The organism is Arthrobacter sp. MDT2-16, from assembly GCF_054510925.1.
The window spans coordinates 82,367-107,369 of the sequence record NZ_JBTNDP010000002.1 but is presented as its reverse complement, the minus strand read 5'-3'; the positions used below and the strand labels follow the sequence as shown (position 1 = coordinate 107,369).

Here is a 25,003-nt window from a genome sequence, read left to right as displayed (position 1 = left end):
TTCCGCCTTTCGGGAGGTCTGTGGTGGGGGTCGTCACTGCTGCTGCTGCTCGGACTGCTTGTCCTGCCAGTTCGTCTCGATGGGCCACACACTCGTGCGCGCGCGCACCGCGGCGGGGCGTTCGTCCTGGAGGGCGCCCCGCGCCGGCCCGCGGACCTCGCCGTCGACCACCCACGTGTCCTTGGATCCGCCGCCCTGGCTGGAGTTCACGATCAGCGAGCCCTCCTTCATGGCGACGCGCGTCAGGCCGCCGGGCAGCACCCACACGTCCTCGCCGTCGTTCACGGCGAAGGGGCGCAGGTCCACATGCCGGGGGCTGAACTGGCCGCCGGACATCGTTGGGACGGTGGAGAGCTGGAGGACGGGCTGCGCGATCCAGCCGCGCGGGTCCTCGAAGATCTTCGCCCGCAGGGTGGCGAGTTCTGCCTTCGTGGCGTCCGGGCCGATCACGAGGCCCTTGCCGCCGGAGCCGTCCACGGGTTTCACGACCAGCTCGTCGAGGCGGTCGAGGACCTCCTCGCGGGCGGGGGCGTCCTCGAGCCGGTAGGTGTCCACGTTCGCGATGATCGGGTCCTCGCCGAGGTAGTAGCGGATGAGGTCGGGCACGTACGTGTAGACGAGCTTGTCGTCGGCGACGCCGTTGCCCACGGCGTTGGCGATGGTGACCATGCCGGCGCGTGCCGCGTTGACGATCCCAGGGCACCCGAGCACCGAGTCCGCACGGAACTGCAGCGGGTCGAGGAACTCGTCGTCGATGCGCTTGTAGATGACGTCGACGCGCTGCTCCCCCGCCGTGGTGCGCATGTAGACGCGGTTGCCGCGGACGATCAGGTCCCGGCCCTCGACGAGTTCGACGCCCATCAGGCCGGCGAGCAGGGTGTGCTCGAAGTACGCGGAGTTGAACACGCCGGGCGTCAGAACCACGACCGTGGGATCCTCGACGCCGGGGGGTGCGGTCTTCCGCAGTGCGGCCAGCAGGCGGCGGGGGTACTCCTCGACGGGGCGGATGTGCTGCTGGCCGAAGGCCTCGGGCAGGCCCTTGGCCATGGCGCGGCGGTTCTCGAGGACGTAGCTGACGCCGCTGGGGACGCGGACGTTGTCCTCGAGGACCCGGAACGTCCCCTGCTGGTCCCGGACGACGTCGATCCCGGAGATGTGCACCCGCACGCCGCCCGCGGGCGTGAAGCCGGCGACCTCACGGTGGAAGTGCGCACTGGAGGTGATCAGGCGGCGCGGGATGACGCCGTCGGCCACGACGGTCATCCTGTCGTAGACGTCGTTGAGGAACGCCTCGAGGGCCTTCACGCGCTGGGCCACCCCACGTTCGAGCGTGTCCCAGTCGCTGCCGGCGATCACGCGGGGGACGATGTCCAGCGGGAACGGGCGCTCCTCCCCCGCGAAGTCGAACGTGACGCCGCGGTCGAGGAAGGTGCGGGCCATGGAGTCGGCGCGGGCGGTCACGTCGGCGAGGTTCAGGGCATCCAGCGCGGACGCCACCTGGCCGTACTCGGTGCGTGGCAACTGGCCGGCGTCGAACATCTCGTCGAAGGCGGGCGTCTTGCGTGCGGCGGCTGCATAGTCAGCGAAGAGCTCGGACATGGGGACTACAGTGCCATGGATCACCCCTCGGTACACATCAGCACACACCGGTACACGCGCTGTTAACACGCCGGAAACGGCACGCCCGAATGGTTGAATGGCCGGATGGAGAACGAGAACCTCTCGCGGGACGAGGCAGCCACCCGATCGGCCCTGCTGGAGACCGAGAGCTACGCCGTCGAGCTGGATCTGAGCGACGCGAAGGACCCCGCGGCGCGCACCTACCGCAGCACCACCACCGTGGTGTTCTCCTGCCGGGAGCCGGGCGGCTCGGTGTTCCTCGACTTCATCGGCGACGTCACGGCGCTGGAGCTGAACGGGCGGACACTCGACCCCGCCACCGCGAGCGACGGCGCCCGCGTCACGCTGCACGGCCTCGCCGCCCGCAACACCGTGACGGTGGAGGGACGGGCGCGCTTCAGTTTCAGCGGTGAGGGTCTGCACCGGTTCGAGGACCCCGCGGACGGGGAGACCTACCTCTACACGCAGTACGAGCCGGCCGACGCCCGCCGTGTCTTCGCCTGCTTCGAACAGCCGGACCTGAAGGCGTCGTTCTCCTTCGGCGTCCTCGCACCCGCGGACTGGACCGTGGCCTCCAACGGCGCCGAGGTGGCGGCGGCTCCGGTCGAGGGTGCGGACGGCGGGACCCGCCGGTGGACCTTCGCGCCGACGCAGCGCATCTCGACGTACATCACCACGGTGCTGGCCGGCCCCTACCACCGGGAGACCGGTTCCTGGACGGGCCGGGACGGGACGGCGGCCGAGGGACTCGAGATCCCGCTCGCGCTGTACTGCCGGCGCTCCCTGGCGCCGTCCTTCGACGCCCCGGAGATTTTCGACACCACGCGGCGCGGTCTGGACTTCTTCCATGACCTCTTCGACTACCCCTACCCCTTCGGCAAGTACGACCAGGCGTTCGTGCCCGAGTACAACCTCGGCGCCATGGAGAACCCCGGCCTCGTGACCTTCACCGAGAGCTACGTGTTCCGGTCCGCCGCCACCGAGGCGCAGCGCGAGGCACGCGCCAACACGATCCTGCACGAGATGGCGCACATGTGGTTCGGCGATCTCGTGACGATGTCCTGGTGGGACGACCTCTGGCTCAAGGAGTCCTTCGCCGACTACATGGGCGCCCTCGCGGTCGCCGAGGCCACCCGCTGGGAGACCTCGTGGGTCAGCTTCGCGAACCGCCGGAAGTCCTGGGCCTACGTGCAGGACCAGCTCCCGACGACGCACCCGATCGTCGCCGACATCCCGGACCTCGAGGCCGCGAAGCAGAACTTCGACGGGATCACCTACGCCAAGGGCGCCTCGGTGCTGAAGCAGCTCGTGGCCTTCGTGGGCCGCGACGCATTCACCGCCGCCACGCGGCAGTACTTCCGGAAGCACGCGTACGGGAACACGACGCTCACCGACCTCCTCGACGTGCTCGCCGCCGCGACCGGTCAGGACCTCGCCGGGTGGTCACGATCATGGCTGGAGACCTCGGGCGTACCGTCGCTGCGCGCGGAGGTGACCGCCAAGGACGGTGTCCTCGCGGAGGTGACGATCGTCCAGGAGGCCGTCGATCCCGTCACGGGTAGGGACGAGCCCCGGCCCCATACGATCCGCGTGGGCCTGTACAGCTTCGACGACGCCGGGTGGCTGGTCCGCACGGCGTCCGAAGCGGTGACCGTCGAGGGCGGGCGGACGTCGGTGCCCGCACTCTCCGGGGTGGCGCAGCCGGACCTCCTGCTGGTCAACGACGACGACCTCACCTACGCGAAGCTCTCCTTCGACGAGCATTCCCTGTCGACGCTCCTGACCTCGGTCCACCGCCTCCAGGACCCCCTGGCGCGGGCCACGTGCCTCACGGCGCTGTGGTCCGGTACCCGGGACGCAGTGCTGCCGGTGGACTCCTACCTCGACGCCGTGATGCTCGCCGCACCGGCCGAGACGGGTGTGGGTGTGCTGCAGGTCCTGCTCGGCAATGCGCGCACCGCCGTCGAGAGTCTCGCACCCGCGGAGCGGCGGGGCGCGCTGCGCGACCGTCTGAGCGGTTTTCTGGCCGACGGACTTCGGGCGGCCGGGGCCGGGTCCGATCTGCAGCTCGCGTGGGCGCGGGCCCTCGCGTCGGCCGCCCGCACCTCGACCGGCGCGGCCGGCGTCGTACGGTCGGTGCTCGACGGCGACGAGGAGATCGCGGGCCTGCGCCTCGACGCCGAGCTGCGCTGGTTCTTCCTGCAGGGGCTCGCCGCGCAGCAGTGCGTGCGCCCCGGGGAACTGGAGGCCGAGCGGACGACGGACGCGACGGCGTCAGGCCGCGTGGGCTTCACGCTGGCATCGGCCGCGATCCCCGACGCCACCATCAAGGAGGCCACCTGGCAGGAGGCGGTCCACGGCGAGAGGCTGTCCAACGAACTGCTCGGCGCCGCCATCGAGGGGTTCATGATCGGTCCCCGCCAGCTGCTGGGGCGGTACGAGGAGCCCTACTTCGAGGCGATCCGCGGGGTGTGGGCGACGCGCGGGATCGAGATGGCCGGCAGGATCGTCCGGGGGCTCTATCCGGGTCACCAGGACCTCGACGGCTCACCCGACGGGGATCCCGCCCGGCACGCCGTCGTCGTGCGGACGGACCGGTGGCTCGCTGCGCATGCCGATGCCCCGGCCGCGCTGCGCCGGATCATCGTCGAGGAGCGCGATCACCTGCTGCGGTCGCTGCGGTCGCAGGCTCAGGGCACGCGGTAGAGCCAGTCCTCCGTGCCGAACTTGCGCTCCACGAGCTCCTCGGCGCGGCGTAGTTCGTCATCGCTCAGGGTGGCGTCCACCGCACCGTAGCGCCGGCGGAACGTGGAGATCAGGACTTCGATGATCTCCTCGCGTGTCCTGCCCGTCTGGCGGCGCAGCGGGTCGACGCGCTTCTTCGCGCTCCTCGTGCCCTTGTCGGACATCTTCTCCTTGCCGATGCGCAGCACCTCGAGCATCTTGTCGGCGTCGATGTCGTAGCTCATGGTCACGTGGTGGAGCATGCCGCCGTTGGCCAGCCGCTTCTGTGCAGCCCCGCCGATCTTGCCCAGGTCGGTGGCGATGTCGTTGAGCGGCTGGTACCAGGCCGTGATGCCGAGCTCCTGCAGTGCCTCCATGACCCAGGCGTCGAGGAACGGGTAGGAGTCCGCGAAGCTCATTCCGTCCACGAGGGACTGCGGGACGTAGAGGGAATAGGTGATGGCGTTGCCGTGCTCCATGAACATGGCGCCCCCGCCGCTAATCCTGCGCACCACGGTGACACCGTGCCGGGCGGCGCCCTCGGGGTCCACCTCGTTGCGCATGGACTGGAAGCTGCCGATCACCACGGAGGGTGACTGCCACTCCCAGAAGCGGAGGGTGGGGTTGCGGGCGCCGGTGCCGACGTCGTGCGTGAGGACCTCGTCCATCGCCACGTGCATCGCGGTGGACAGCGGGGTGGGCGGGATGATCTCCCACTGGTGGTCGGCGAAGCCCGTGGCCCTGCCGAGGGCCCGGCGGACCGCCGTGGCGATCGCCTCCGGTGAGAACCCGAACAGGACGGCCGACGGGTCGAGGCGCGCCGCCACGGCCGCGGCGAGTTCCCCGGGTGCCGTGTCGGCGGGGAGTCCCTCGAGCGCCGCGTTGATGTCGAGCAGCGCCTCGTCCGGTTCGAGGAAGAAGTCACCGTTGACCGAGACGTCGGCGAGGCAGCCGTCGCTGACCGTGAGGTCGACGGCGGTGAGCTTGCCGCCGGGGGTCTTGAACTCGCCGTGCAGGCGCCCCGTGTACGATGCCTGTGCCATTCCTGGACCTCCGGTTCCGCCCGCTGCCGGGCACTGGTGTGGTGGATCGCGGTTCGTGCCGTCTTAAGCGGGAAAAGCCACGCCGTGGCGGCGTGGCTTTTCCTCGGAAGGATACGGACTCTCGCCCGGGCGTCCAGTCCGGAGCTGGACTACTTCTTGCCGCCGAAGCCCTTGAAGCGGGCGTTGAAGCGCTCGACGCGGCCGGCGGAGTCCATGATGCGCTGCTTGCCCGTGTAGAACGGGTGCGACTCCGAGGAGATCTCGACCTCGATGAGGGGGTAGGTGTTGCCGTCTTCCCACTCGATGGTCTTGGGCGAGCCGACCGTGGACTTGGTCAGGAACGCCTTGTCGGAGGCCAGGTCGCGGAACACGACCGACTGGTACTTGGGGTGGATATCAGACTTCACGGGACTACCTTCTCTGGTGGCCTGGATTTTGCCAGGCACGGAAAATTGAAAGTGTGGCGACAGCGCCAGCTGTCCATACTACCGCAGGAGCCGTGCCGCCGCTAAACGACGGCGTCCACCACCGCTGCTGCGGCGTCCTCGTACCGGCACTCCCAGAACGCGACCGCGGCCGCCGCTGCGACGTTCAGCGAGTCCACGCCCCCGTGCATGGGGATGGTCAGGGCGACGTCGGCCCCGGCGAGCGCGGCGTCGCTCAGGCCGTCACCCTCGGTGCCGAGCAGCAGGGCGAGCCGTTCCTGCTCCCGCCCGGGGAACGTCCCGAGCGCGACGGCGCCGGGTACCAGGGCCAGGGCTGCGACGGTGAAGTCGGCGTCACGGACGGTGGCGAGATCCGCCGGCCACGACCCCAGCCGTACCCACGGCACCTGGAAGACGCTGCCCATGCTGACGCGGACCGCCCGCCGGTAGAGCGGATCGGCGCTACGGGGGCTGAGAAGGACGGCGTCGATCCCGAGGGCGGCCGCGGAGCGGAACACGGCCCCCAGATTGGTATGGTCCACCATGTCCTCGATCACCGCGACGCGCCGGGCACCGGCGAGGACGTCCTCCAGCGGGAGCGGCGCGGGCCGGTGCATCGCGGCGAGCGCTCCGCGGTGGAGGTGGAAGCCCGTGATCGCCTCGAGGGTGCTCTCGGGCGCCACGAACGCAGGGACGGTCGGGAACCGGGCAAGGACGTCCTCGAGGTCCGGCAGCCATTTGGGTGCAAGTAGAAAGGACCGCGGTGTATGGCCCGCATCGAGCGCGCGGCGCAGCACCTTGGAGCTCTCGGCGATGTAGAGGCCCTCGGCGGGCTCCCGCGCGAGGCGCAGCTGCACGTCCGTGAGATTCCGGTAGTCGCCCAGCCGGTGATCGTCCACGGTGTCAAGGTCGATGACCGGCATCAGCGGACGCTCGCCACCGCGGGATGCGCACTGGAGACGGAGCGAGCGGCAGGGCTGCCGGCCGGGCTCTCGGCAGGGCTCACGCGGCGACCGCGCTGTACCGGCCGTTCTCCTCGGTGACCTTCAGTGCGACGTCGAAGGCGGCGCTCAGGTTCTCCTCGGTCAGGACGCCCTCGATCGGACCGGCGGCGACGACGGCCCCGTCGCGCAGGAGCAGCGCATGCGTGAAGCCCGGCGGGACCTCCTCGAGGTGGTGCGTGACGAGCACCATGGCCGGGGCTGCCTCGTCACGGGCCAGGTCCGTCAGCCGCTTCACGAGGTCCTCGCGGCCGGCGAGGTCGAGACCGGCGGCGGGTTCGTCCAGGAGCAGCAGCTCGGGGTCGGCCATGAGGGCACGGGCGATCTGCACGCGCTTGCGCTCCCCCTCGCTGAGGGTGCCGAACGGCCGGTTCATGAAGCGGGACATGCCCCAGGTGTCGAGCAGGCGGAAGGCGCGGCGCTCGTCGAGCCGCTCGTACTGCTCCCGCCACCGCCCGGTCACGCCGTAGGACGCCGTGACGACGACGTTCAGCACGGTCTCGTGGTCCGGGACCTGGGAGGCCAGGGCCGCAGAGGCGAGCCCGATCCGCGGGCGCAGCTCGAACACGTCGACAGCGCCCATGACCTCGTCGAGGATCCCGACAACGCCGCGGGTGGGATGCAGCCGCGCTCCCGCGAGCTGGAGGAGGGTTGTCTTGCCCGCCCCGTTGGGGCCCATGACCACCCAGCGCTCACCCTCGCCGACCTGCCAGTTGATGTCATCGAGGAGTGTCTTGCCGCCCCTGACGAGGCTCACTCCCGCCAGCTCCAGAACGTTCCACATGGTCCTAGACACTAGGCTAAGGAGCGGCCCCGTGGCGAAACCGCCCGGCCGTGCGGGCCGGGCCGTCGTCGCCCTCGGGCCGGCCGTCGCGCAGGCTCCCTCGGCCGGCGTCCAGGGACGAGCCGGCGGGGACGAGTGGACGAGGACGAGCCGACGCGTCCCCCGGGGCGGGCGGAGTGGACAGGAGCGCAGGACACATGCCGGACAACGCCAGGGTGGTCGCTTATGCGCAGCACCTCGACGACGGACACCGCGAAGCCCTCGCTGCCGCCCTGCAGGGCCTGGGCGCCGACGTGGTGGCGGCCTCCTCCGCGGCGTCCGCGACCTATGACGTCCTGACGCTCGATATCCGCCTCCGGTCCGATGCGGCGCAGGTCCGGGCGGGCCTCGGGCGGTGGACCGCGGAGAGCGGCCTCGGCGCGGCCCTGGTCCCGGAGGCCGTGTACGCACCCGGCCCGAAGCTGCTCGTCATGGACGTCGACTCGACGCTCATCAAGCAGGAGGTCATCGAACTGCTCGCCGCCCACGCCGGCCGCGAGGCCGAGGTGGCGGCCGTGACGGAGGCCGCGATGCGCGGCGACCTCGACTTCGCGCAGTCCCTGCACCACCGCGTCCGTGCGCTGGGCGGACTGCCGGTGGCGGTGATCGACGACGTCGTCGCGCGGATCGAGCTGAGCGACGGCGCGGAGCAGCTCGTCGCCGCGTACCTCGACGCGGGACACCGGGTCGGTGTGGTGTCGGGCGGCTTCTCCCAGGTCCTGGCGCCCCTCGCCGAGCGCCTGTGCCTCAGCTTCGCCAGGGCGAACGATCTCGGCGTGGAGGCCGGGGTGCTCACCGGGAAGGTGATGGGCGCCGTCGTCGACCGCCGCGAGAAGGAACGGGTGCTCCGGGCGGAGGCCGGCCGCGCGGGCGTGCCACTCGCGGCGACGGTCGCCGTCGGCGACGGCGCGAACGACCTCGACATGCTCGCGGCTGCAGGACTCGGGGTCGCCTTCCGGGCGAAACCGGCCGTCCGTGCGGCCGCCGATGCCGCGCTCGACCTCCCCGACCTGGACGTCGTCCGGCATTTCGCCTGCCTGTGACGGACCCCGGTGCGTCCGGTCCGCTCGACGTGCCCGATGCCGTCCGGCCTTTCGCCGGCGCACGCCGGGAGCGGGGAGCCCGCCCTCCGCCACCACACCTGGCCTCCCGTGCCCAGAGAAATCTCGGCCCTCGCGTGCCCGCCTCCCGGTGACACGATGGCAGTCCACGGAGGGCGGTGCCGCTGCCGGGTGCCCCACGTGCCCGGGCGTCGCCGGTAGACCACACAGCGGTGCCGGAGCGGCGCCAGGCGGTCGGTCAGGCGGAAGGGCGGGCATGAGCGAGGAACGCAGGCGGCAACTGGGCGAGACCGACGCCCCGGTCGAGGACGAGCTGAAGCAGTCCTTCGACAGGACGACCGGCGAGGGCGCGGAGCGCCTGCACAGGACCCTGAGGACGGTCCTGGTGACGGGGGTCTTCGGTGGCTTCGAGGTGGGCCTGGGCATCATGGCGTACCTGGCCGTGCTGCACGCGACCGGCGACCACCTGCTCGCGGGTCTCGCCTTCAGCGTGGGACTGGTGGCCCTCATGCTGGCCCACAGCGAACTGTTCACCGAGAACTTCCTGATGCCGGTGGCCGCCGTCGTCGCCAAGCAGGGCAGCGTGGCACAGCTCGCGAAACTCTGGGGAGGGACCCTGCTCGCCAATCTCGCCGGCGGGTGGGTGTTCATGTGGATCGTCATGCAGGCGTTCCCGCAGTGGTCCGCGACGGTCAGCACGAGCGCTCACCATTTCGTCGATGCCCCCTTCTCGCTGCAGGTCGTCGCCCTCGCGGTGCTCGGCGGCAGCACGATCACCCTCATGAGCAGGATGCAGCAGGGCACGGAGAACGACGTCGCCCGGATCGTCGCGACCGTCATCGGCGGCTTCCTCCTGGCCGGCCTGCAGCTGTTCCACTCCATCCTGGACTCGCTGCTGATCTTCGCGGCGATCCATTCGGGCGCGGACATCGGCTACGGGCAGTGGCTCGGCTGGTTCGGCTACACGACCCTGTTCAACGTGCTCGGGGGGATCGTCCTGGTGACCCTGCTGCGCCTGGTGCGCACGAAGGAACTCCTGGAGCAGAGCCGGGCCCAGGCGCCGGCGGACCCGGACGCACCCCGTACCTGAGCACCAGGTCCGCCGCCCGGCGGATCAGCTCTTGGCGAGGAAGTCCTCCGCACCGCCCACGTACTCCGTGTGGCCGGTGGGCACGTCGGCCGTCGCCATCCTCACGATCTCGGCGGCGAACTCCGCCACCGAGTAGAGGCGCCCGGCCTCCTGGCGTCGGGCCTCGATGGCGCCGGGGGTCGCGCGATCCAGCAGCGTCGCGGTGACGGTGCCCTCGATCATGTCGCCCGAGACGACCACGAGGGTGATGCCCTTCTCCTCGAGCTGCGGGATGAGGGCGCGGAGCGCGTCCTCGCCGGCGCGCTTGCTGCGGGCCACGGGCTCGTAGGCGTCCATCGTCTCCACCTTCTCGATGAAGTGTGCCTGGTGGCTGGTGATGAACACCACGCGCGACCCGGCCGGCATGACCTCCGCCGCGGCCGTGAGCATGGCCACCTGCGCGTCGCGGTTGAGCCGGAGGGCGTAGTCCTCCCCCATCGAGGTCTCCATGCCGCCGGAGGCGTTGAGCACCAGCAGGTCCAGCCCGCCGAAGCCGGACACGGCGGCGTCGATCAGGGCTGCCGGCCCTTCCGGAGTGGTCAGGTCAGCTCCCACGGCCACGGCCCTGCCTCCGGCCGCCTCGATGCCGGCGACCACCTTGTTGGCGCGGGGTGCCTTCTGCCGGTAGTTGACCACGACGGCGGCGCCCTGCGCGGCGAGCAGCTGCGCGACGTCGGCGCCGATGCCGCGGGACGACCCGGTGACGATTGCTGTGGTTCCCTCGAGGGTGGCCATGGTGCTCCTTCTGCTCAGAATCAGGGATGGTGCCGGCGGCGCCGGCGGTACTGCTCGTGGTGGGGAGGCGTCAGTGGCCCATGCCGAGGCCGCCGTCGACCGGGATGACCGCACCCGAGATGTACGCGGCAGCGTCGCCGGCCAACCAGGAGACGACGCCGGCCACCTCGTCGGGGGATGCGAAGCGCCCGGCCGGGATGGTGGCGAGGTAGTTCTTGCGGGTCTCCTCGGGCAGTTCGGCCGTCATGTCCGTGTCGATGAAGCCGGGCGCCACCACGTTGGCCGTGATCCCCCGGGAGCCGAGCTCACGCGTCAGGGATCGGGCGATACCGACGAGTCCAGCCTTGGAGGCCGAGTAGTTGATCTGGCCCGGCGCGCCGTAGAGGCCCGTCACGCTCGAGATCAGGATGACGCGGCCTCGCCGGAGGCGGATCATCCCGCGGGACGCCCGCTTGACCACCCGGAACGCACCGGTGAGGTTGGTGTCGATCACATCCGTGAAATCGCTCTCGGTCATGCGCAGGAGCAGGACGTCCCGGGTGATGCCGGCGTTCGCGACGAGCACCTCCACCGGTCCGTGCTCGGCCTCGACCTGTGTGAACGCCGCATCGACCTGCTCCTCGCTCGTCACGTCGGCCCGGACGCCGAGCATTCCCTCGGGCACCTCGCCGCTTCGGTAGGTGATGGCAACCTTGTCGCCGTTGGCTACGAATACCTTTGCGATGGCAAGGCCGATGCCCCGATTGCCCCCGGTGATCAGGACGCTCCGACCGGATCCTGTGGTCTTGCTGTCTGCACCAGGTGCCAAGGGGAAACTCCTCTGTCGGTGGGCCGGCGACGACCCGCGTTGTTCGTTGTCCATCGTTCGTTGTCGACGGTCGCGGAAGCGGTCCGGAGCGCCCATCGGGTGACCGTGGGCGACGTCGGACCGTCCCGCGGCTCCCCGTCAAACTATCCCGACGATCCTATCGGCGCATCCCTCGACTTCGGGAACGGGACCCGGAGTGAGACAATTGAGGGAGTCTTCATGGAGTGTGATGAGCAAGCAATCGAAGCACAACACAGACGTCCACAGCATCTCCGACGCTCGGGAATCCCACACGGACGAGATGCGGTCGCGCATGATCCGGTACACGGTGTCGATGAGCATCCGCCTCGTCTGCTTCGTCCTGATCTTCGTGGTCCCCTACGTGTGGCTGCAGTGGGTCATGATCGCCGGGGCGGTGTTCCTGCCCTACTTCGCCGTGATCGTCGCGAACGGCGGCAGTGACACGAGCAACATCCGGCACAGCGACGCGCTGATCGATCGCGCCCCGGTCCGCGAGATCGAGGCGAAGGTCCTCGACGCCGGCCCGGACGACACCGACACCGTCCTGAGCGGCGAGATCATCGATGATTCCGCGCGGCCCACGCCGCACGGCTCGTCCGCGGCCGGTTCCGGCAGGGCGACGGGTACCGATGGCTGACGACCTCCCGCCGCTCGGAGGACCCGCGGCCGCCCGGACGGCGGGGCCCTCCTTGTTCCCGCCTGCGCAGCAGCCGGCGGGTGAGGGGCCCGTGTGCTCGCGCAAGGGCTGCCGCAGGACCGCCGACCGGCAGCTGCTGTGGAACAACCCGCGTATCCACACGCCCGAGCGCCGCAAGGCCTGGGCGTCGTGTCCGGACCATGTCGCGTGGTTCGAGGAGTACCTCCGCGACCGCGGCCTGTGGAAGGAGACGCTCCCCCTCACCGCCGACCGACCGATGGAGACCCGCTAGGTGTACCGCTTCCTCTTCTCCAGCCGCTGGCTCGGCTGGCTCGCGATGGTGATCGTGCTCGCCGCCGGCTGCGTGGCGCTCGGCCGCTGGCAGCTGGACCGCCGCGAGGCCGTCGTCGAGAACATCCAGCGCATCGAGGCGAACTACGACGCCGCGCCGCAACGCTACGTGCCCGGGGTAAACGGGTTCGACAGCTACGAGCCCGGCCGCGAGTGGACGCCGGTCACCTTCGTCGGGACGTACGACGTCGACCACCAGGTGGTGGTGCGCAACAGGCCGCTGAACGGGCAGCCCGGGTACGAGGTCCTGACGCCCCTGAAGCTCGACGACGGCACGGCCGTGGTGATCGATCGCGGCTGGCTCCCGATCGGCAACGCCGAGGCGGGACGTCCGGACGAGATCCCCGCCCCGCCGCCGGGCCAGGTGGAGGTGACCGCAAGGACGAAGCCGGGCGAACCGGCGGTGAACCGCGGCGCGCCCGAGGGCCAGGTCGCGTCGATCCACCTCCCGGCGCTCGCGGAGCGGGTGGACTACCCGCTGCAGGACGCCGCGTACGGGCTCCTCGCCCTGGAACGGCCGGCGGCCGCGCAGACACCCCTCGCCGCCCCGAAACCCTCGATCGACGAGGGCCCGCACCTGTCCTACTCGATGCAGTGGTTCGCCTTCGGCGTGCTGGCCTTCGTGGGCCTGGGCTACGCGGCCCGACAGCAGCGCAGGAGCGACGCGGAGCAGGACGGGACGGCACCGCAGCGCCCGACCCGGCAACGCCGTCGGCCCTCTGCCGAGGAGGAGGAGGACGCCATCCTCGACGCCCAGGAGATCCGCTAGTCCCGTACGCCTGTCATGGTTCGGGTTCAGGTTCGGGATCCGGCGTGCCGGACGGCCAGCCCAGTGCGGTACGGTCCGCTGCGGGCAGGGACGCGACCACGAGGTCGTAAGAGTCCTCGATCATGTCGCGCACGGTGGCCGCGGGCAGGTCGCCGTCGAGCCGGACGCCGTTCCAGTGCTTCTTGTTGAGGTGCCAGGCGCCCGTGATCTCCGGGTGGGCCGCGCGGAGCTGCACGGCGAGGGCGGGATCGCACTTCAAGGAGATCGACGGCGGGACGGCCTCGACGCCGCTGAGGGCGAAGATCCTCCCGGGCGTCGGCGTCCGCCCCCGCTGCCGGACCCGGACGCGGAACACCGCCGTCCCGGGGCCGAAGGGATAGTCCTCGTAGGCACCGGGGAATGCCAGGCACGAGGTCCTGAGCCAGTCGAAGTCCACGCGACCACCCTAGCGGCTCCTCTCCCGGTGCAAACCGTCGCCCAACCTCGTGCGGGCGGCCGTCCCCGATCGGCGCAGCCCGTCCTCAGCGCGCCAGGACTGCCTCGGCCGTGGCGATGACCGCATCGAACAGCGGAGCGGTGGGAGGCATCACCTGGGTCATCAGGACGATCGCCGTGTCCTCCTGCGGCCAGCTGTACCAGAGCGTCCCCAGCCCGCCGCCCCAGCCGTACCGTCGGCCGAGATCCCCCACGTCCACTCCCACGCCGTAGCCCCAGCCGCCGCCGTTCAAGAAGGCGCGGGCCGAGGGGCCCGACCGTTGCTCGGGGGTGAGCCGGTCGGAGGTCATCGCCTCCGTCAGCGCCGGGGACAGCAGCCCTCCTCCGCCGTCGAGCAGCATCCGGGCGAAGCGGAGGAGATCGCCCGCCGTCGACACGAGTCCGCCCCGGGCATCCGGGAACACCGGCGGTGCCGACCACCGGCTCTGCGGGGCTCCGTCGAAGAGCGCCAGGCCGTCCCCGGTCCGAACGAACGACGGGACGAGGCCGTGCGGTGGGGCCACGAACCCGGTGTCCTGCATCGCGAGCGGTCCGAACAGGCGCTCGCGCATCAGGTCATCGAGGGAGCAGCCGGCCGCGCGGGCGAGGACCACCCCGAGCAGCGCGTAGGCCAGCTCGTAGCGCCATACCGTGCCCGGCTGCTCGAGCAGCGGCAATGCCGCGAGGCGCGCCACCCAGTCGTCAGGCGCAGGCATCCCGGCAGGGTCGGGAGGTCCGAACCCCAGGCCCGCTGCCGCGGCTGCCTCGGCGGCCGGGCACTCGCCCTCGACCACGAACCCGATTCCCATGCGCATCGTCAGCAGGTCCTCGACGGTGACGGGGCGTCGTGCCGGCACGGTGTCGTCGAGCGGACCATCGAGCCGGCGGAGGATGCGCCGCCCGGTCAGTTCCGAGACGTACTCCTCGACGGCGTCGTCGAGTGCCAAGACCCCCTCCTGGACGAGGAGGAGCGTGACGGCCGCGACCATCGGCTTCGTGTTGGAACTGATGCGCATCACCGCGTCCACCGGCATGGCGCCGGTGCCATCGGGCTCGGTGGTCCCGACGGCGCCCATGGACACGTCCGTGCCCTGCAGGACGCCGACGACGGCACCGGGGACCTCGTCCCCCACCCATGGTCGGATGGTCCGGATCAGCTGCTCGGCATCCACGGACGAAGCGTAGCAGTGGCCATGCGGGCGCCGCAGGCCCCGCTGAGCGGCGGCGCGGCAGGGGCGGAGGTCAGGCCAGGGTGACCAGCTCCAGGTAGTCGGAGTTCCACAGGTCCTCGACGCCGTCGGGCAGCAGGACCACGCGCTCGGGGTCGAGGGCGTCCACGGCTCCCTCGTCGTGGCTGACCATGACCACCGCGCCGCTGTAGTTCTTGAGGGCGCCCAGGATCTCCGCACGGCTCGCCGGGTCCAGGTTGTTCGTCGGCTCGTCGAGGAGCAGCACGTTCGCCGAGGACGCGACGATGGTGGCGAGCGCCAGGCGGGTCTTCTCACCGCCGGACAGGACCCCGGCGGGCTTGTCGACGTCGTCGCCCGAGAACAGGAACGATCCGAGGATGCCGCGTACCTCGGCGTCCTGCATGTCGGGTGCGGACGACTTCATGTTCTCCAGCACCGAGCGTTCCGTGTCCAGCGTCTCGTGCTCCTGCGCGTAGTACCCGACCTTCAGCCCGTGGCCGGCGATGACCTTGCCCGTGTCGGGCTTGTCCACGCCGGCGAGCATGCGCAGCAGCGTGGTCTTGCCCGCACCGTTGAGGCCGAGGATCACCACCTTGGAACCGCGGTCGATCGCGAGGTCCACGTCGGTGAAGATCTCCAGCGACCCGTAGGACTTGCTGAGGCCCTCCGCCGTCATGGGCGTCTTGCCGCACGGCGAGGGTTCGGGGAAGCGCAGGGCCGCCACGCGGTCGGAGGCGCGCACGGCGTCGAGGCCGCCGAGCAGGCGCTCGGCCCGCTTGGCCATGTTCTGGGCTGCGACCGCCTTGGAGGCCTTGGCGCGCATCTTGTTGGCCTGGTCCATGAGGACCTGCGCCTTCTTCTCCGCGTTGGCGCGTTCGCGCTTACGGGCGCGCTCATCGGTCTCACGCTGGAGCTGGTAGCGCTTCCAGCCCATGTTGTAGATGTCGATCGTGGCGCGGTTGGCGTCGAGCTGGAACACCTTGTTGACGGTCGCCTCGAGCAGTTCGACGTCGTGGCTGATGACGATCAGGCCGCCCTGGTGGTTCTTCAGGAAGTCGCGCAACCAAGCGATGGAGTCGGCGTCGAGGTGGTTGGTGGGCTCGTCGAGGAGCATGGTCTCGGCGCCGGAGAACAGGATGCGGGCCAGCTCCACGCGGCGGCGCTGGCCTCCGGAGAGCGTCTTCAGGGGCTGGTTCAGGATGCGCTCGGGCAGCGCGAGGTTCGAGGAGATGGACGCTGCCTCGGCCTCCGCCGCGTAGCCGCCGCCAGCGAGGAACGCGGACTCGATGCGGTCGTAGCGGGCCATCGCCTTGTTGCGCACCGAGGTCTTATCGCTGGCCATGTCCTCGTGCGCCTGGCGCAGCTCACCGACGACGGCGTCGAGGTTGCGGGCGGAGAGGATGCGGTCGCGGGCGAGCTGCTCCATGTTCGGGGTGCGCGGGTCCTGGGGCAGGTAGCCGATCTCGCCGGAGCGGGAGACCGTGCCGCCGGCCGGCAGCGACTCGCCGGCCAGCACCTTCGTGAGGGTCGTCTTGCCGGCGCCGTTGCGGCCCACGAGCCCGATCTTGTCGCCCTTGTCCACCCTGAAGGACACCTGATCCATGAGCAGGCGGGCTCCGGCGCGGAGCTCCAGGTTCGAGACGCTGATCATGGTGGGGCCTTTCGATGGTGCCGGACACGGCGTTTGTTGTAGGAATCCCACAAGGGAGTCCCTGATGACCGGCGCTAGTCTCGGTACAGAAGCAGTTGCGGCTGGAGGAAATCGACATATCACCGGAATAGCCGGTGCGACTCCCGCCGCCTGGAGGAGGATGTGCCATGCAGCCAGCTGCGAGAACCGCTGCCGGACCGGCCGGCTCGGGCCGACCGACGTCCCGCCGGCGGTGGGACACCACCGATCTCTCGCTGGTCGCTGTCTTCGCCGCCCTCATCGCCGCCCTGGCAATCCTACCCGGTATCCCGGTCGGCCCGCTCGGGGTGCCCATCACCCTGCAGACGCTCGGGGTCATGCTCGCCGGGATCGTCCTCGGACCTGCGCGCGGAACGGCGGCCGTCCTGCTCTACCTCGCCGCCGGGCTGATCGGCCTGCCGGTGTTCAGCGGGTTCACCGGAGGCTTCGGCGTGCTCGCCGGCCCGTCGGCCGGGTACCTCGTGGCGTTCCCGCTCGCCGCCCTCGTCGCGGGCCTCCTGGCCGTCGCGGTCCTCCGCAGGACGCGACGCTTCCGCACGGCGCTGCTGTTCCTCGCGTGCCTGACCGCCAGCCTCCTGACGGTCCACCCGATCGGTATCGCGGGACTGGTCGTCAACGCGGGCCTGCCCCTGCGGGATGCCGTCCTCGTCGACGCCGCCTACCTTCCCGGGGACGTCCTCAAGAACCTGCTCGCCGCGGTGCTCGCCGTGTCCGTCCACCGCGCCTTCCCGCGCCTGCTCGCCGGGAGGCGCAGGAACGCGTGATCGAGTTCGACGGCGCGAGCGTCCGCACCGACGACGGCCGTACGCTGCTCCATCCGCTCACGCTGTCGCTCTCCGAGCGCCGGATCTCGGTGATCGGCGCCAACGGCTCCGGCAAGTCGACCCTCCTGCGCCTCGTCAACGGCCTCCTCGTCCCGTCCGCCGGATCGGTCGCGGTCTTCGGCCGCGACACCCGGACCGAGGGGCACGCCGTCCGCCGCAGCGTCGGTTTCGTGTTCACCGATCCCCTCTCCCAGCTCGTCATGCCGACGGGGCGTGAGGACGTGGAACTGTCCCTGCGGTCCCGGAAGCTGACGGCGGCGGACCGTCGGCGTCAGGGCGAGGCCGTCCTGCGGCGGTTCGGGATGGACCACCTCGCCGACCGCAGCATCTATGACCTCTCGGGCGGTGAACGGCAGATCCTCGCCCTCGCCGTCGTCCTCGCCGTGGAGCCACGCGTGCTGGTCGCCGACGAACCGACGACGCTGCTGGATCTCCGCAACGACGCCCGGGTGCGCTCGCTCATCAGCGGCCTCGATCAGCAGGTCGTGTTCACGACGCACAATCTCGACTTCGCACTCGAGAGCGACCGCACGCTCGTGATCGACGGCGGCAGGATCGTGTTCGATGGGCCCCCGCCCGCGGCCGTCGCCAGGTACCGGGAGATCGCCGCGGCCGGGATCGGTGGGACATGAGGGGTTTCGGCAGCACGCTCGGGCTCTACCAGCCCGGTTCCGGTTTCCTGTACCGGACGCCGCTGTCGGTGAAGGCCATCGTGTCCCTGGCGTGCGCCGTCGTCGTGGTCACCTGGCGGTCACCGGCGACCAGCGCCGTCGCGCTCGTGCTCTCCGTGGGTGCCCTGCTGATCGGCGCCCACCGCACACCCGTGCGCGTCCTGCGGATGCTGCTGCCCGCGGCACCGGTGCTCGTCATCCTCGCGCTCTACCAGGGCCTGTCCCAGGGGTGGCCGCAGGCGTTCGCGGTGGTGGGCGGCATCACGGCCTGCCTGCTCGCGGCGCGGGCCGTGACACTGACGACACCCCTGCAGGACCTGCTCGACGGCGCGGCGCAACTGGCACGGCCGTTCCGCGTCGTGGGCGCGGATCCGGAGCGATTCGCCCTGGCGCTGTCCATCATGCTGCGGAGCATCCCCTACCTCGCGGGACTGTTCGTCGACGTCCGCGACGCGGCCCGGGCGCGCGGACTCGACCGGAATCCACGCGTCGCGGTCACGCCGCTCGTCGTCGGTGCCGTGGCCTACGCGCACCGCACGGGTGAGGCCCTCGCGGCGCGTGGCCTGGGCGACGGCGCCGCCGACGATGCCGCCGACGATGCCGCCGACGATGCCTCGGACCGGTCGGGCCCCCACGCCGACTGAGCGGGCGCCGGGACTCGACCGGCGTCCGGATGGCCCCAGGGGTGGTCGGATGCATCGCCACCCGGTACTCCGCCTACGTCTCCTCGGCGCCCCACCGTCCGAGCGCGACGATCGCCTCGCGCAGTGCGAACCCGCGATCGGTCAGTGCGTAAGCCCGGGTGTTGTGCCGGAGGGGCAGGCGGGCCAGTACGCCGGCCGCCTCGAGTTCCCGCAGGCGGATCGCGAGCATGTTGGTCGGCACCCCGAGGTCGCGCTGCAGATCACCGTAGCGCTGCGGCCCGTCGAGCAGCCGCTCCACGATGAGCAGCGCCCACCGGCTCCCGACGACGTCCAGGGCCGCGGCGAGGTCGCTCACGCAGTCTGATCGGCGTCCGGCTTCATCCAGAACGGCGAGTAGTGGTAGCCGTCGGGGTCGTCGAACTGGCGCTGGTACATGAAGGGGTAGTCATCGGTGTCACCGATGCGCCCGCCGGCGGCACCGGCGCGCTCGAGGAGCTCGTCGACCGCGTCGCGGCTGCCGAGGTCGAAGGAGACCGTGACCTTCGAGGGCGTGCGGGGCCCGCCGACCAGCTCCTCGACGCCGCCGACACCCGCGTACATCTCACGGCTGCCGAGCATGACGTACTGGCCGGGCGCGATCGCGAAGCACGACACGTTGTGATCGGACATCGACCTGCGGGGCGAGGGGTAGAAGGGTAGAACATACGTATGACACCGACTCCCCTGGTCCTGGGCCCCATACTGCGGTACGTCGACGAGACCTCGGCGAGTATCTGGGTGGAGGCCGGCACCGCCGCACGCGTCGTCGTCCGGGCCGCCCAGCGAGCCTGGGAAGCACGCACGTTCGCGGTCCACGGGCACCATTACGCGCTCGTCGAGGTGGACGGGCTCGAGCCGGGAAGCGTCACCCCGTACGCGGTGGAGATCGACGGACACCAGGTCTGGCCGGACCCGGGATCGGTCCCCGAGTTCCCGCCGTCGAGCATTGCGACACGCACCCCGGGAAGGCCCCTGCGACTGGTCTTCGGGTCCTGCCGCACGAGCGTCCCCCACACCAGGGAGGGCAACCGGACCCACGGGGTCGATGCCTTGCGTGCGTACGCGATCAACCGTATGAAGGACGACGGTTCACCGCGGCCGGACCTGATTCTCTTCCTCGGCGACCAGGTGTACGCCGATTCCACCAGTGAGGAGATGCAGCAGTTCATCCGCGGGCGGAGGGACATCGAGGAGGAGCCGGGCGCCGAGCTGAAGGACTACGAGGAGTACGCCCACCTCTACAACCTGGCCTGGTCCGACAGTGCCAACCGCTGGTTGCTGTCCACCCTTCCCAGTGCCATGATCTTCGACGACCACGACATCCGCGACGACTGGAACGCCTCCGCCTCCTGGAAGCGGGAGATGGAGGCCACCTCCTGGTGGCAGGACCGGATCGTCGCGGGTCTGGCGTCGTACTGGGTGTACCAGCACCTCGGCAACCTGTCACCGGACCAGCGCGCCGAGGACCGCTTGTGGCAACGGATCGTCGACCATCACGGCGCCGCCGAGCTCGACCTCAGCGAGGAACTCGACGCCTTCGCCGACCGGGCGGACAAGGACCCGGCCAGCTACCGCTGGAGCTACTGCCGCGACTTCGACGACACGCGCCTGGTCGTGGTCGACTCCCGCGTATCCCGCGTGCTGACACCCGATGCGCGGGCCCTGCTCAGTAGGGAGGAGACGGCGTGGCTGGATTCCAGGATGGTGGGCGGATTCCGGCACCTGCTGGTGGGCACCTCGCTGCCGTTCCTCCTGCCGCTGGGACTGCACCACATCGAGTCGTGGGACGAGGCCCTCGCACAGGGTGCGTGGGGTGCGCGGGGCGCCCGGCTGGGTGAGAAGCTGCGGCAGGGCATGGATCTCGAACACTGGGCCGCCTTCCAGACCAGCTTCCGCGCCGTGGCCCTCATGGCGACGGACGTGGCGGACGGCAACCGGGGGCCGGCACCGGAGACGGTGACGTTCCTGTCGGGAGACGTGCACTTCTCGTACGTCGCGGAGGTGGACAGGACGTCCGGCAGCCGTATCCTGCAGGTGGTCTGCTCCCCCATCCGCAATCCGCTGCCGCGGCTCCTGCGCTCCTCCACCGCCATCCTCTCCTACGCCGTGGCCGCACCTTTCGGGGCCCTCCTGGCGCACTCCGGGAGAGTTCCCGATCCACCGTTCCGCTGGCGGAACATCAGGGGACCGTGGTTCGACAACAACCTCGCGTCGCTCGAGGACACCGCGGACGGGCTCACGCTGTCGTGGCAGTCGGGAGCGGTGGACGGTGACCAATATCTCCACCCCCGGCTCAGGGAGGTTGCCGCCATGACAGTGCCGAAGCGGAGGTCCAGCGATGTGCCGGGAGGGGAAGCTGTGCCCGAGGCAGCGCTCGCGACGTCCGAGGGCATTCGGGCACGGAGAGGACGGCGACAGTAGGAAACGCCTCCAGCGCCGTGTCCCCGGTTCCCGTAACCGGAGATGAATGTGTCAGCTGCGGGTAGGCAGGTCGTCTGCCCGGACCAGTGCCTGTAGCGTCTCGGCGTTCCGCACCGCGTTGCCGCCGCCGTCGTTGTTGAAGTAGACATACGCGTCCCGGCCGGCGCCGTGCCATTCCAGGATCCGGTCCGCCCACCAGCGCAGGTCCGCGTCCGAGTACGAGCCCGCGTAGAGATGCTCGTGGTCCGGTCCGTGCAGCCGCACGTACACGAACGGTGCCGTCGCCCTCAGGATGCACGGCAGCCCGGCGCCGCTCATCACGCAGTAGGCGGCCCCATGTCGCCCGAGCAGGCTGTAGACGGTGTCGTCGTCCCAGCTCGGATGGCGGAACTCCACCGCTACACGGATCCATCCCGGCACGCACGACAGGAAGTACTCGAGGCGGGCGTCGTCCCGCTCCATCGCCGGCGGGAGTTGGACGAGCAGGACGGCTCGTCGGTCGCCCAGCTCATGCCAACAGTGCGCGATTCGCTCGATCCAGACCTCCGGCGCGTACAGCTTCTTGCCGTGGGTCAGCCCGCGCGGCGCCTTCACGGACAGCGCGAATCCGGAGGGAAGGCGGCGCTGCCACCCGGCGAAGGTCGTATCGCGCGGCCAGCGGTAGAAACTGGCGTTCAGCTCCACCGTGTCGAAGCGTGCCGCGTAATGGTCCAGTCGCTTCGCCGGCGCGGTTCCCTGCGGGTAACAGACGCCGTTCCAGTGGTCATAACTCCATCCGGAGGTGCCGATGCGGATTTCGCTCACCCTTGCCACACTACTCATGCGTCCCGCACTCCCAGCATCAGGTGCTCCGACGACGTGGCACGATCAGCTGGTCCGGCCGTAGCCGATCGGAGGCGTCACGGATTGCCTCCTGGGCTCATACCCGGAAGGGCGGCCCCGGCACATGCCGGAACCGCCCTCAACCGTGGCTCGTCCTCAGATGTTGAATCCGAGGGCGCGCATCTGGTCGCGGCCGTCCTCGGTGATCCGCTCGGGACCCCACGGCGGCATCCACACCCAGTTGAGGCGCCACTCGTCCACGACACCGTCCAGCGCCTGGCCCACCTGCTCCTCGAGCACGTCGGTCAGGGGACAGGCGGCGGTGGTGAGGGTCATGTCGATCAGGAGGGCGCCGTCCTCCGCGTAGTTCAGGCCGTACAGGAGCCCGAGGTCGACGATGTTGACGCCGAGCTCCGGGTCGATCACGTCCCGCAGCGCCTCTTCGATGTCATCCAGGGCGGTCTGCGCCTGCTGCACATCACTCATCCGACTGTTCCTTTCAGGCGATGTATCCGCGATATTCGGGTGCCCGGTACGCGCGCGTGCCGGGCGGGGAGGAAGTCCTACGCTTCGACCGCGGCCTGGGCCGTGAACCGATCGTAGCCCTCTTCCTCGAGGCGGTCCGCGAGTTCCGGTCCGCCCTCCTCGGCGATGCGGCCGGCGACGAACACGTGCACGAAGTCCGGCTTGATGTAGCGCAGGATGCGCGTGTAGTGCGTGATGAGCAGCGTGCCCATCTCGCCCTTGGAGTGCTCGCGATTGACGCCCTCCGAGACGACCTTCAGGGCGTCGACGTCGAGGCCGGAATCGGTTTCGTCGAGGATGGCGAACTTGGGGCGGAACAGCTCGAGCTGGAGGATCTCCACGCGCTTCTTCTCGCCGCCGGAGAAGCCCTCGTTGACGTTGCGCTGGGCGAAGTCCGCGTCGATGCGCAGCTGGGCCATGGCGGTCTTGACGTCCTTGGTCCAGTGGCGGAGGCTGGGCGCCTCGCCGTCGAGCGCGGTCTTCGCCGTGCGCAGGAAGTTCGTCATCGTCACGCCGGGTACCTCGACCGGGTACTGCATCGCGAGGAAAAGCCCCGCACGGGCACGCTCGTCGACGCTCATGGACAGGACGTCCTCGCCGTCGAGGGTGATGGAGCCGCTGTCGACCTTGTAGCGGGGGTGGCCGGCGATGGTCGACGCGAGGGTCGACTTGCCGGAGCCGTTGGGTCCCATGATCGCGTGGGTCTCGCCGGTGTTGATGGTCAGCGTGACGCCGCGGAGGATGGGGACGTTGCCCTGCTCCGTGTCGATGCTGACGTACAGATCCTTGATTTCAAGGGTGGACATGTGTTCTCCTTCGCCTGCTGTGCAGGAAGAGTGCGGGAAGTGGAGGGTCGGCCTCAGCCGAACTGCGGGGCGGGTGCTCCGTTGGTGACCGTCGCGACGTCCACGTAGACGTGACCGTCGTGGATCTCGAGGGCGAACACCGGCACGGGGTCGTACGCCGGCAGCTGCAGCGGGGCGCCGCTGCGCAGGTCGAACTGGGAGCCGTGGCCCCAGCACTCGATGGCGCACCCCTCGACGTCGCCCTCGGAGAGGGAGATGTCCGCGTGGGAGCACGTGTCACCCAGCGCGTGGATCTCGCCGTCGGAGTCACGGACGACCACCACGGGGTAGTCGTCAATCAGCACGCGCAGCGCCTGCCTGACCTGGATGTCGTCGACGTCGCAGATCAGCTCGCCGCGGGGTGCATCCGCCATCAGAGGTTGCCTGCCGCGAGCTCGCGCTCGACCGAGGCGGACAGGCGCTCCTCGAGGGCGGGGACCTTGATCTGCTGGATGACCTCCGTGAGGAAACCGCGGACCACGAGGCGGCGTGCTGCCTTCTCGGGGATACCGCGGGCCATCAGGTAGAACAGGTGCTCGTCGTCGAACCGGCCCGTGGCGCTGGCATGGCCGGCGCCCTCGATCAGGCCCGTCTCGATCTCGAGGTTCGGCACCGAGTCCGAGCGCGCGCCGTCCGTGAGGATCAGGTTGCGGTTGGTCTCGTAGGTGTCGGTACCCTCGGCCGCCTTGCGGATCAGGACGTCGCCTACCCACACGGTGTGCGCGTCCTGGCCCTGCAGCGCACCCTTATAAGTGACGCGGGACTTGCAGTTGGGGACGGCGTGGTCCACGAGGAGGCGCTGTTCCAGGTGCTGTCCGGCATCCGCGAAGTACAGCCCGTACATCTCGACCTCCGCGCCGGTCGCGGTGAAGATCGACGACGGCGTGAGGCGCACGAGGTCGCCGCCGAGGCTGACGACGACGTGCTTGTAGCGTGCGTCGCGTCCCACCTTCGCCTGCTGCGAGGACACGTGCACGGCGTCGTCGTCCCACTCCTGGACGCTGACGACCGTCAGTTCCGCGCCGTCGCCGACGGCGATCTCGATGTTCTGGGCGAGCGTGGCGGAACCCGAGTGGTCCAGCACGACGACGGCCTTCGAGAACGGCTCCGCGCTGATGAGGAGGTGCTGCGCCGCGGCGTCGGACGACGACCCCGTGACGCTGACCATGACCTCGCCGTCGGCGACCGTCTCCCGGGGGATGGTGATGACGGTGGCCTCGGCGAAGGCGTTCCAGGCCGCGGCGGAGACGCGGTCCTCGGGCGTCGCGGTCGAGCCGAGACGCGCGTCGCCGCGGCCGACGGTCTCCACGGTCACATTGCCGGCGCCGCCGACCGCGACGGCGGGGGCCGCACCGGTGAGCGCGTCGGTGTGCAGGCCGCGGAGGCGCTTGAGCGGTGTGAACCGCCAGTCCTCCTCGAGACCGGTCAGCGCCGGGAAGTCGGCGAGGTCGAAGGACCGGCGACGCTCCCCGCGGGAGGCCTCGGGGACCACCGGCGCGTTGCCGTGGCTGTGCTTCTTGAAGCCGAGCTGCTCGACCCCGTCGTCACCCCCGGGCAGGCTCTCGCCCTCCTCGGTGAAGCCGTCGATGACGGCGCGGGTGTCCACGGTGCCGGAGGGAGCACCTATGCGTGCCTTGTCGGCAGAACGTCCGAGTTCGGTCCGCTCTCCGTCGGAGGTGGTATCGGGTGAGATCTGGGTGGTATCAGCCAT

27 protein-coding genes are annotated in these 25,003 nt (G+C 70.3%); 10 read left to right on the top strand and 17 right to left on the bottom strand.

Annotated features, from left to right (window positions below; genetic code table 11):
* Positions 1 to 33: 33 nt before the first annotated feature.
* The gene (locus ACX80N_RS05075; RefSeq protein WP_459338553.1) at positions 34 to 1,599 is read right to left on the bottom strand and encodes a circularly permuted type 2 ATP-grasp protein; all 1,566 of its coding nucleotides are present in this window, start codon (positions 1,597 to 1,599) and stop codon (positions 34 to 36) included.
* 105 nt (positions 1,600 to 1,704) lie between these two features.
* Here ACX80N_RS05075 and pepN point away from each other — a divergent pair, with 105 nt between their 5' ends.
* A complete protein-coding gene (pepN, locus tag ACX80N_RS05070) occupies positions 1,705 to 4,326 on the top strand; it encodes an aminopeptidase N (RefSeq protein ID WP_459338552.1) in 2,622 nt (873 codons plus the stop codon).
* Here pepN and ACX80N_RS05065 read toward each other — a convergent pair.
* The 4 genes from ACX80N_RS05065 to ACX80N_RS05050 form a co-directional block, all read right to left on the bottom strand.
* The gene (locus tag ACX80N_RS05065; protein ID WP_459338551.1) at positions 4,311 to 5,387 is read right to left on the bottom strand and encodes a lipoate--protein ligase family protein; all 1,077 of its coding nucleotides are present in this window, start codon (positions 5,385 to 5,387) and stop codon (positions 4,311 to 4,313) included. The two genes, pepN and ACX80N_RS05065, sit on opposite strands and share 16 nt — an antisense overlap.
* 149 nt (positions 5,388 to 5,536) lie before the next feature.
* A complete protein-coding gene (locus tag ACX80N_RS05060) occupies positions 5,537 to 5,794 on the bottom strand; it encodes a type B 50S ribosomal protein L31 (RefSeq protein ID WP_105030659.1) in 258 nt (85 codons plus the stop codon).
* 101 nt (positions 5,795 to 5,895) lie between these two features.
* Positions 5,896 to 6,735, bottom strand: a complete 840-nt coding sequence (locus ACX80N_RS05055) for a TrmH family RNA methyltransferase (RefSeq protein WP_459338550.1) — start codon at positions 6,733 to 6,735, stop codon at positions 5,896 to 5,898.
* Between the two features lie 79 nt (positions 6,736 to 6,814).
* Entirely contained in the window at positions 6,815 to 7,597 is a 783-nt protein-coding gene (locus ACX80N_RS05050; RefSeq protein ID WP_105030661.1) for an ABC transporter ATP-binding protein, read from the bottom strand.
* Between the two features lie 197 nt (positions 7,598 to 7,794).
* Here ACX80N_RS05050 and serB point away from each other — a divergent pair, with 197 nt between their 5' ends.
* Together serB and ACX80N_RS05040 are read left to right on the top strand one after the other, a co-directional pair.
* Positions 7,795 to 8,679, top strand: a complete 885-nt coding sequence (gene serB, locus ACX80N_RS05045; RefSeq protein WP_459338549.1) for a phosphoserine phosphatase SerB — start codon at positions 7,795 to 7,797, stop codon at positions 8,677 to 8,679.
* Between the two features lie 274 nt (positions 8,680 to 8,953).
* Positions 8,954 to 9,787 (top strand): formate/nitrite transporter family protein, encoded by an 834-nt coding sequence (locus ACX80N_RS05040; protein ID WP_459338548.1) that lies wholly within the window; start codon positions 8,954 to 8,956, stop codon positions 9,785 to 9,787.
* A 24-nt stretch (positions 9,788 to 9,811) separates the two neighbouring features.
* Here ACX80N_RS05040 and ACX80N_RS05035 read toward each other — a convergent pair whose 3' ends face one another.
* Positions 9,812 to 10,561 carry an SDR family oxidoreductase gene (locus ACX80N_RS05035; RefSeq protein WP_105030664.1) on the bottom strand — a complete coding sequence of 250 codons (750 nt, stop codon included), beginning with the start codon at positions 10,559 to 10,561 and terminating at the stop codon, positions 9,812 to 9,814.
* Between the two features lie 70 nt (positions 10,562 to 10,631).
* Complete coding sequence (gene fabG, locus ACX80N_RS05030; protein ID WP_240614974.1) at positions 10,632 to 11,369, bottom strand: 3-oxoacyl-ACP reductase FabG; 738 nt, start codon at positions 11,367 to 11,369, stop codon at positions 10,632 to 10,634.
* 229 nt (positions 11,370 to 11,598) lie between these two features.
* On the opposite strand from fabG, the gene ACX80N_RS05025 reads away from it, so the two are divergent.
* The 3 genes from ACX80N_RS05025 to ACX80N_RS05015 are packed head-to-tail and all read left to right on the top strand — an operon-like array spanning position 11,599 to position 13,147.
* Positions 11,599 to 12,027, top strand: a complete 429-nt coding sequence (locus ACX80N_RS05025) for a DUF3099 domain-containing protein (protein ID WP_105030666.1) — start codon at positions 11,599 to 11,601, stop codon at positions 12,025 to 12,027.
* The gene (locus tag ACX80N_RS05020) at positions 12,020 to 12,319 is read left to right on the top strand and encodes a hypothetical protein (protein ID WP_459338547.1); all 300 of its coding nucleotides are present in this window, start codon (positions 12,020 to 12,022) and stop codon (positions 12,317 to 12,319) included. The genes ACX80N_RS05025 and ACX80N_RS05020 overlap by 8 nt, the downstream gene beginning before the upstream one ends.
* Complete coding sequence (locus ACX80N_RS05015; protein ID WP_459338546.1) at positions 12,320 to 13,147, top strand: SURF1 family cytochrome oxidase biogenesis protein; 828 nt, start codon at positions 12,320 to 12,322, stop codon at positions 13,145 to 13,147.
* Positions 13,148 to 13,160: 13 nt separating this feature from the next.
* Here ACX80N_RS05015 and ACX80N_RS05010 read toward each other — a convergent pair whose 3' ends face one another.
* The 3 genes from ACX80N_RS05010 to ACX80N_RS05000 all read right to left on the bottom strand — a co-directional run bounded on the left by ACX80N_RS05010 (position 13,161) and on the right by ACX80N_RS05000 (position 16,462).
* Positions 13,161 to 13,583: an MmcQ/YjbR family DNA-binding protein gene (locus ACX80N_RS05010; RefSeq protein ID WP_459338545.1), complete on the bottom strand. Its 423-nt coding sequence runs from the start codon at positions 13,581 to 13,583 to the stop codon at positions 13,161 to 13,163.
* Positions 13,584 to 13,668: 85 nt separating this feature from the next.
* Positions 13,669 to 14,793, bottom strand: a complete 1,125-nt coding sequence (locus ACX80N_RS05005) for a serine hydrolase domain-containing protein (RefSeq protein WP_459338544.1) — start codon at positions 14,791 to 14,793, stop codon at positions 13,669 to 13,671.
* Positions 14,794 to 14,863: 70 nt separating this feature from the next.
* Entirely contained in the window at positions 14,864 to 16,462 is a 1,599-nt protein-coding gene (locus ACX80N_RS05000; protein ID WP_459338543.1) for an ABC-F family ATP-binding cassette domain-containing protein, read from the bottom strand.
* A gap of 167 nt (positions 16,463 to 16,629) precedes the next feature.
* Between ACX80N_RS05000 and ACX80N_RS04995 the strand changes: the two genes are divergently transcribed.
* From ACX80N_RS04995 to ACX80N_RS04985, 3 genes are read left to right on the top strand one after another with little or no spacing between them, the layout of a single operon-like run.
* The gene (locus ACX80N_RS04995; RefSeq protein WP_459338542.1) at positions 16,630 to 17,265 is read left to right on the top strand and encodes a biotin transporter BioY; all 636 of its coding nucleotides are present in this window, start codon (positions 16,630 to 16,632) and stop codon (positions 17,263 to 17,265) included.
* A complete protein-coding gene (locus tag ACX80N_RS04990; protein WP_459338541.1) occupies positions 17,262 to 17,957 on the top strand; it encodes an energy-coupling factor ABC transporter ATP-binding protein in 696 nt (231 codons plus the stop codon). Before ACX80N_RS04995 ends, ACX80N_RS04990 begins: the two co-directional genes overlap by 4 nt.
* On the top strand, positions 17,954 to 18,640 hold the full coding sequence (locus ACX80N_RS04985; protein ID WP_459338540.1) for an energy-coupling factor transporter transmembrane component T family protein: 687 nt from the start codon (positions 17,954 to 17,956) through the stop codon (positions 18,638 to 18,640). Before ACX80N_RS04990 ends, ACX80N_RS04985 begins: the two co-directional genes overlap by 4 nt.
* A 73-nt stretch (positions 18,641 to 18,713) precedes the next feature.
* Here ACX80N_RS04985 and ACX80N_RS04980 read toward each other — a convergent pair whose 3' ends face one another.
* The gene (locus tag ACX80N_RS04980) at positions 18,714 to 18,995 is read right to left on the bottom strand and encodes a winged helix-turn-helix transcriptional regulator (RefSeq protein WP_459338539.1); all 282 of its coding nucleotides are present in this window, start codon (positions 18,993 to 18,995) and stop codon (positions 18,714 to 18,716) included.
* Positions 18,992 to 19,309, bottom strand: coding sequence for a VOC family protein (locus ACX80N_RS04975; protein ID WP_459338538.1), 318 nt, complete (start codon positions 19,307 to 19,309; stop codon positions 18,992 to 18,994). The genes ACX80N_RS04980 and ACX80N_RS04975 overlap by 4 nt, the downstream gene beginning before the upstream one ends.
* A 39-nt stretch (positions 19,310 to 19,348) precedes the next feature.
* On the opposite strand from ACX80N_RS04975, the gene ACX80N_RS04970 reads away from it, so the two are divergent.
* A complete protein-coding gene (locus tag ACX80N_RS04970; RefSeq protein WP_459338537.1) occupies positions 19,349 to 21,100 on the top strand; it encodes an alkaline phosphatase D family protein in 1,752 nt (583 codons plus the stop codon).
* Between the two features lie 51 nt (positions 21,101 to 21,151).
* Here the strand turns inward: ACX80N_RS04970 and ACX80N_RS04965 are convergent, their stop codons facing one another.
* The 5 genes from ACX80N_RS04965 to sufD all read right to left on the bottom strand — a co-directional run bounded on the left by ACX80N_RS04965 (position 21,152) and on the right by sufD (position 25,003).
* Entirely contained in the window at positions 21,152 to 21,904 is a 753-nt protein-coding gene (locus tag ACX80N_RS04965) for a DUF72 domain-containing protein (protein ID WP_459338536.1), read from the bottom strand.
* Between the two features lie 174 nt (positions 21,905 to 22,078).
* A complete protein-coding gene (locus ACX80N_RS04960; protein ID WP_105030674.1) occupies positions 22,079 to 22,408 on the bottom strand; it encodes a metal-sulfur cluster assembly factor in 330 nt (109 codons plus the stop codon).
* A gap of 77 nt (positions 22,409 to 22,485) precedes the next feature.
* The gene (gene sufC / locus ACX80N_RS04955) at positions 22,486 to 23,253 is read right to left on the bottom strand and encodes a Fe-S cluster assembly ATPase SufC (RefSeq protein ID WP_459338535.1); all 768 of its coding nucleotides are present in this window, start codon (positions 23,251 to 23,253) and stop codon (positions 22,486 to 22,488) included.
* A 53-nt stretch (positions 23,254 to 23,306) separates the two neighbouring features.
* A complete protein-coding gene (locus ACX80N_RS04950) occupies positions 23,307 to 23,666 on the bottom strand; it encodes a non-heme iron oxygenase ferredoxin subunit (protein ID WP_105030676.1) in 360 nt (119 codons plus the stop codon).
* Positions 23,666 to 25,003, bottom strand: a complete 1,338-nt coding sequence (gene sufD / locus ACX80N_RS04945; RefSeq protein WP_459338534.1) for a Fe-S cluster assembly protein SufD — start codon at positions 25,001 to 25,003, stop codon at positions 23,666 to 23,668. The genes ACX80N_RS04950 and sufD overlap by 1 nt, the downstream gene beginning before the upstream one ends.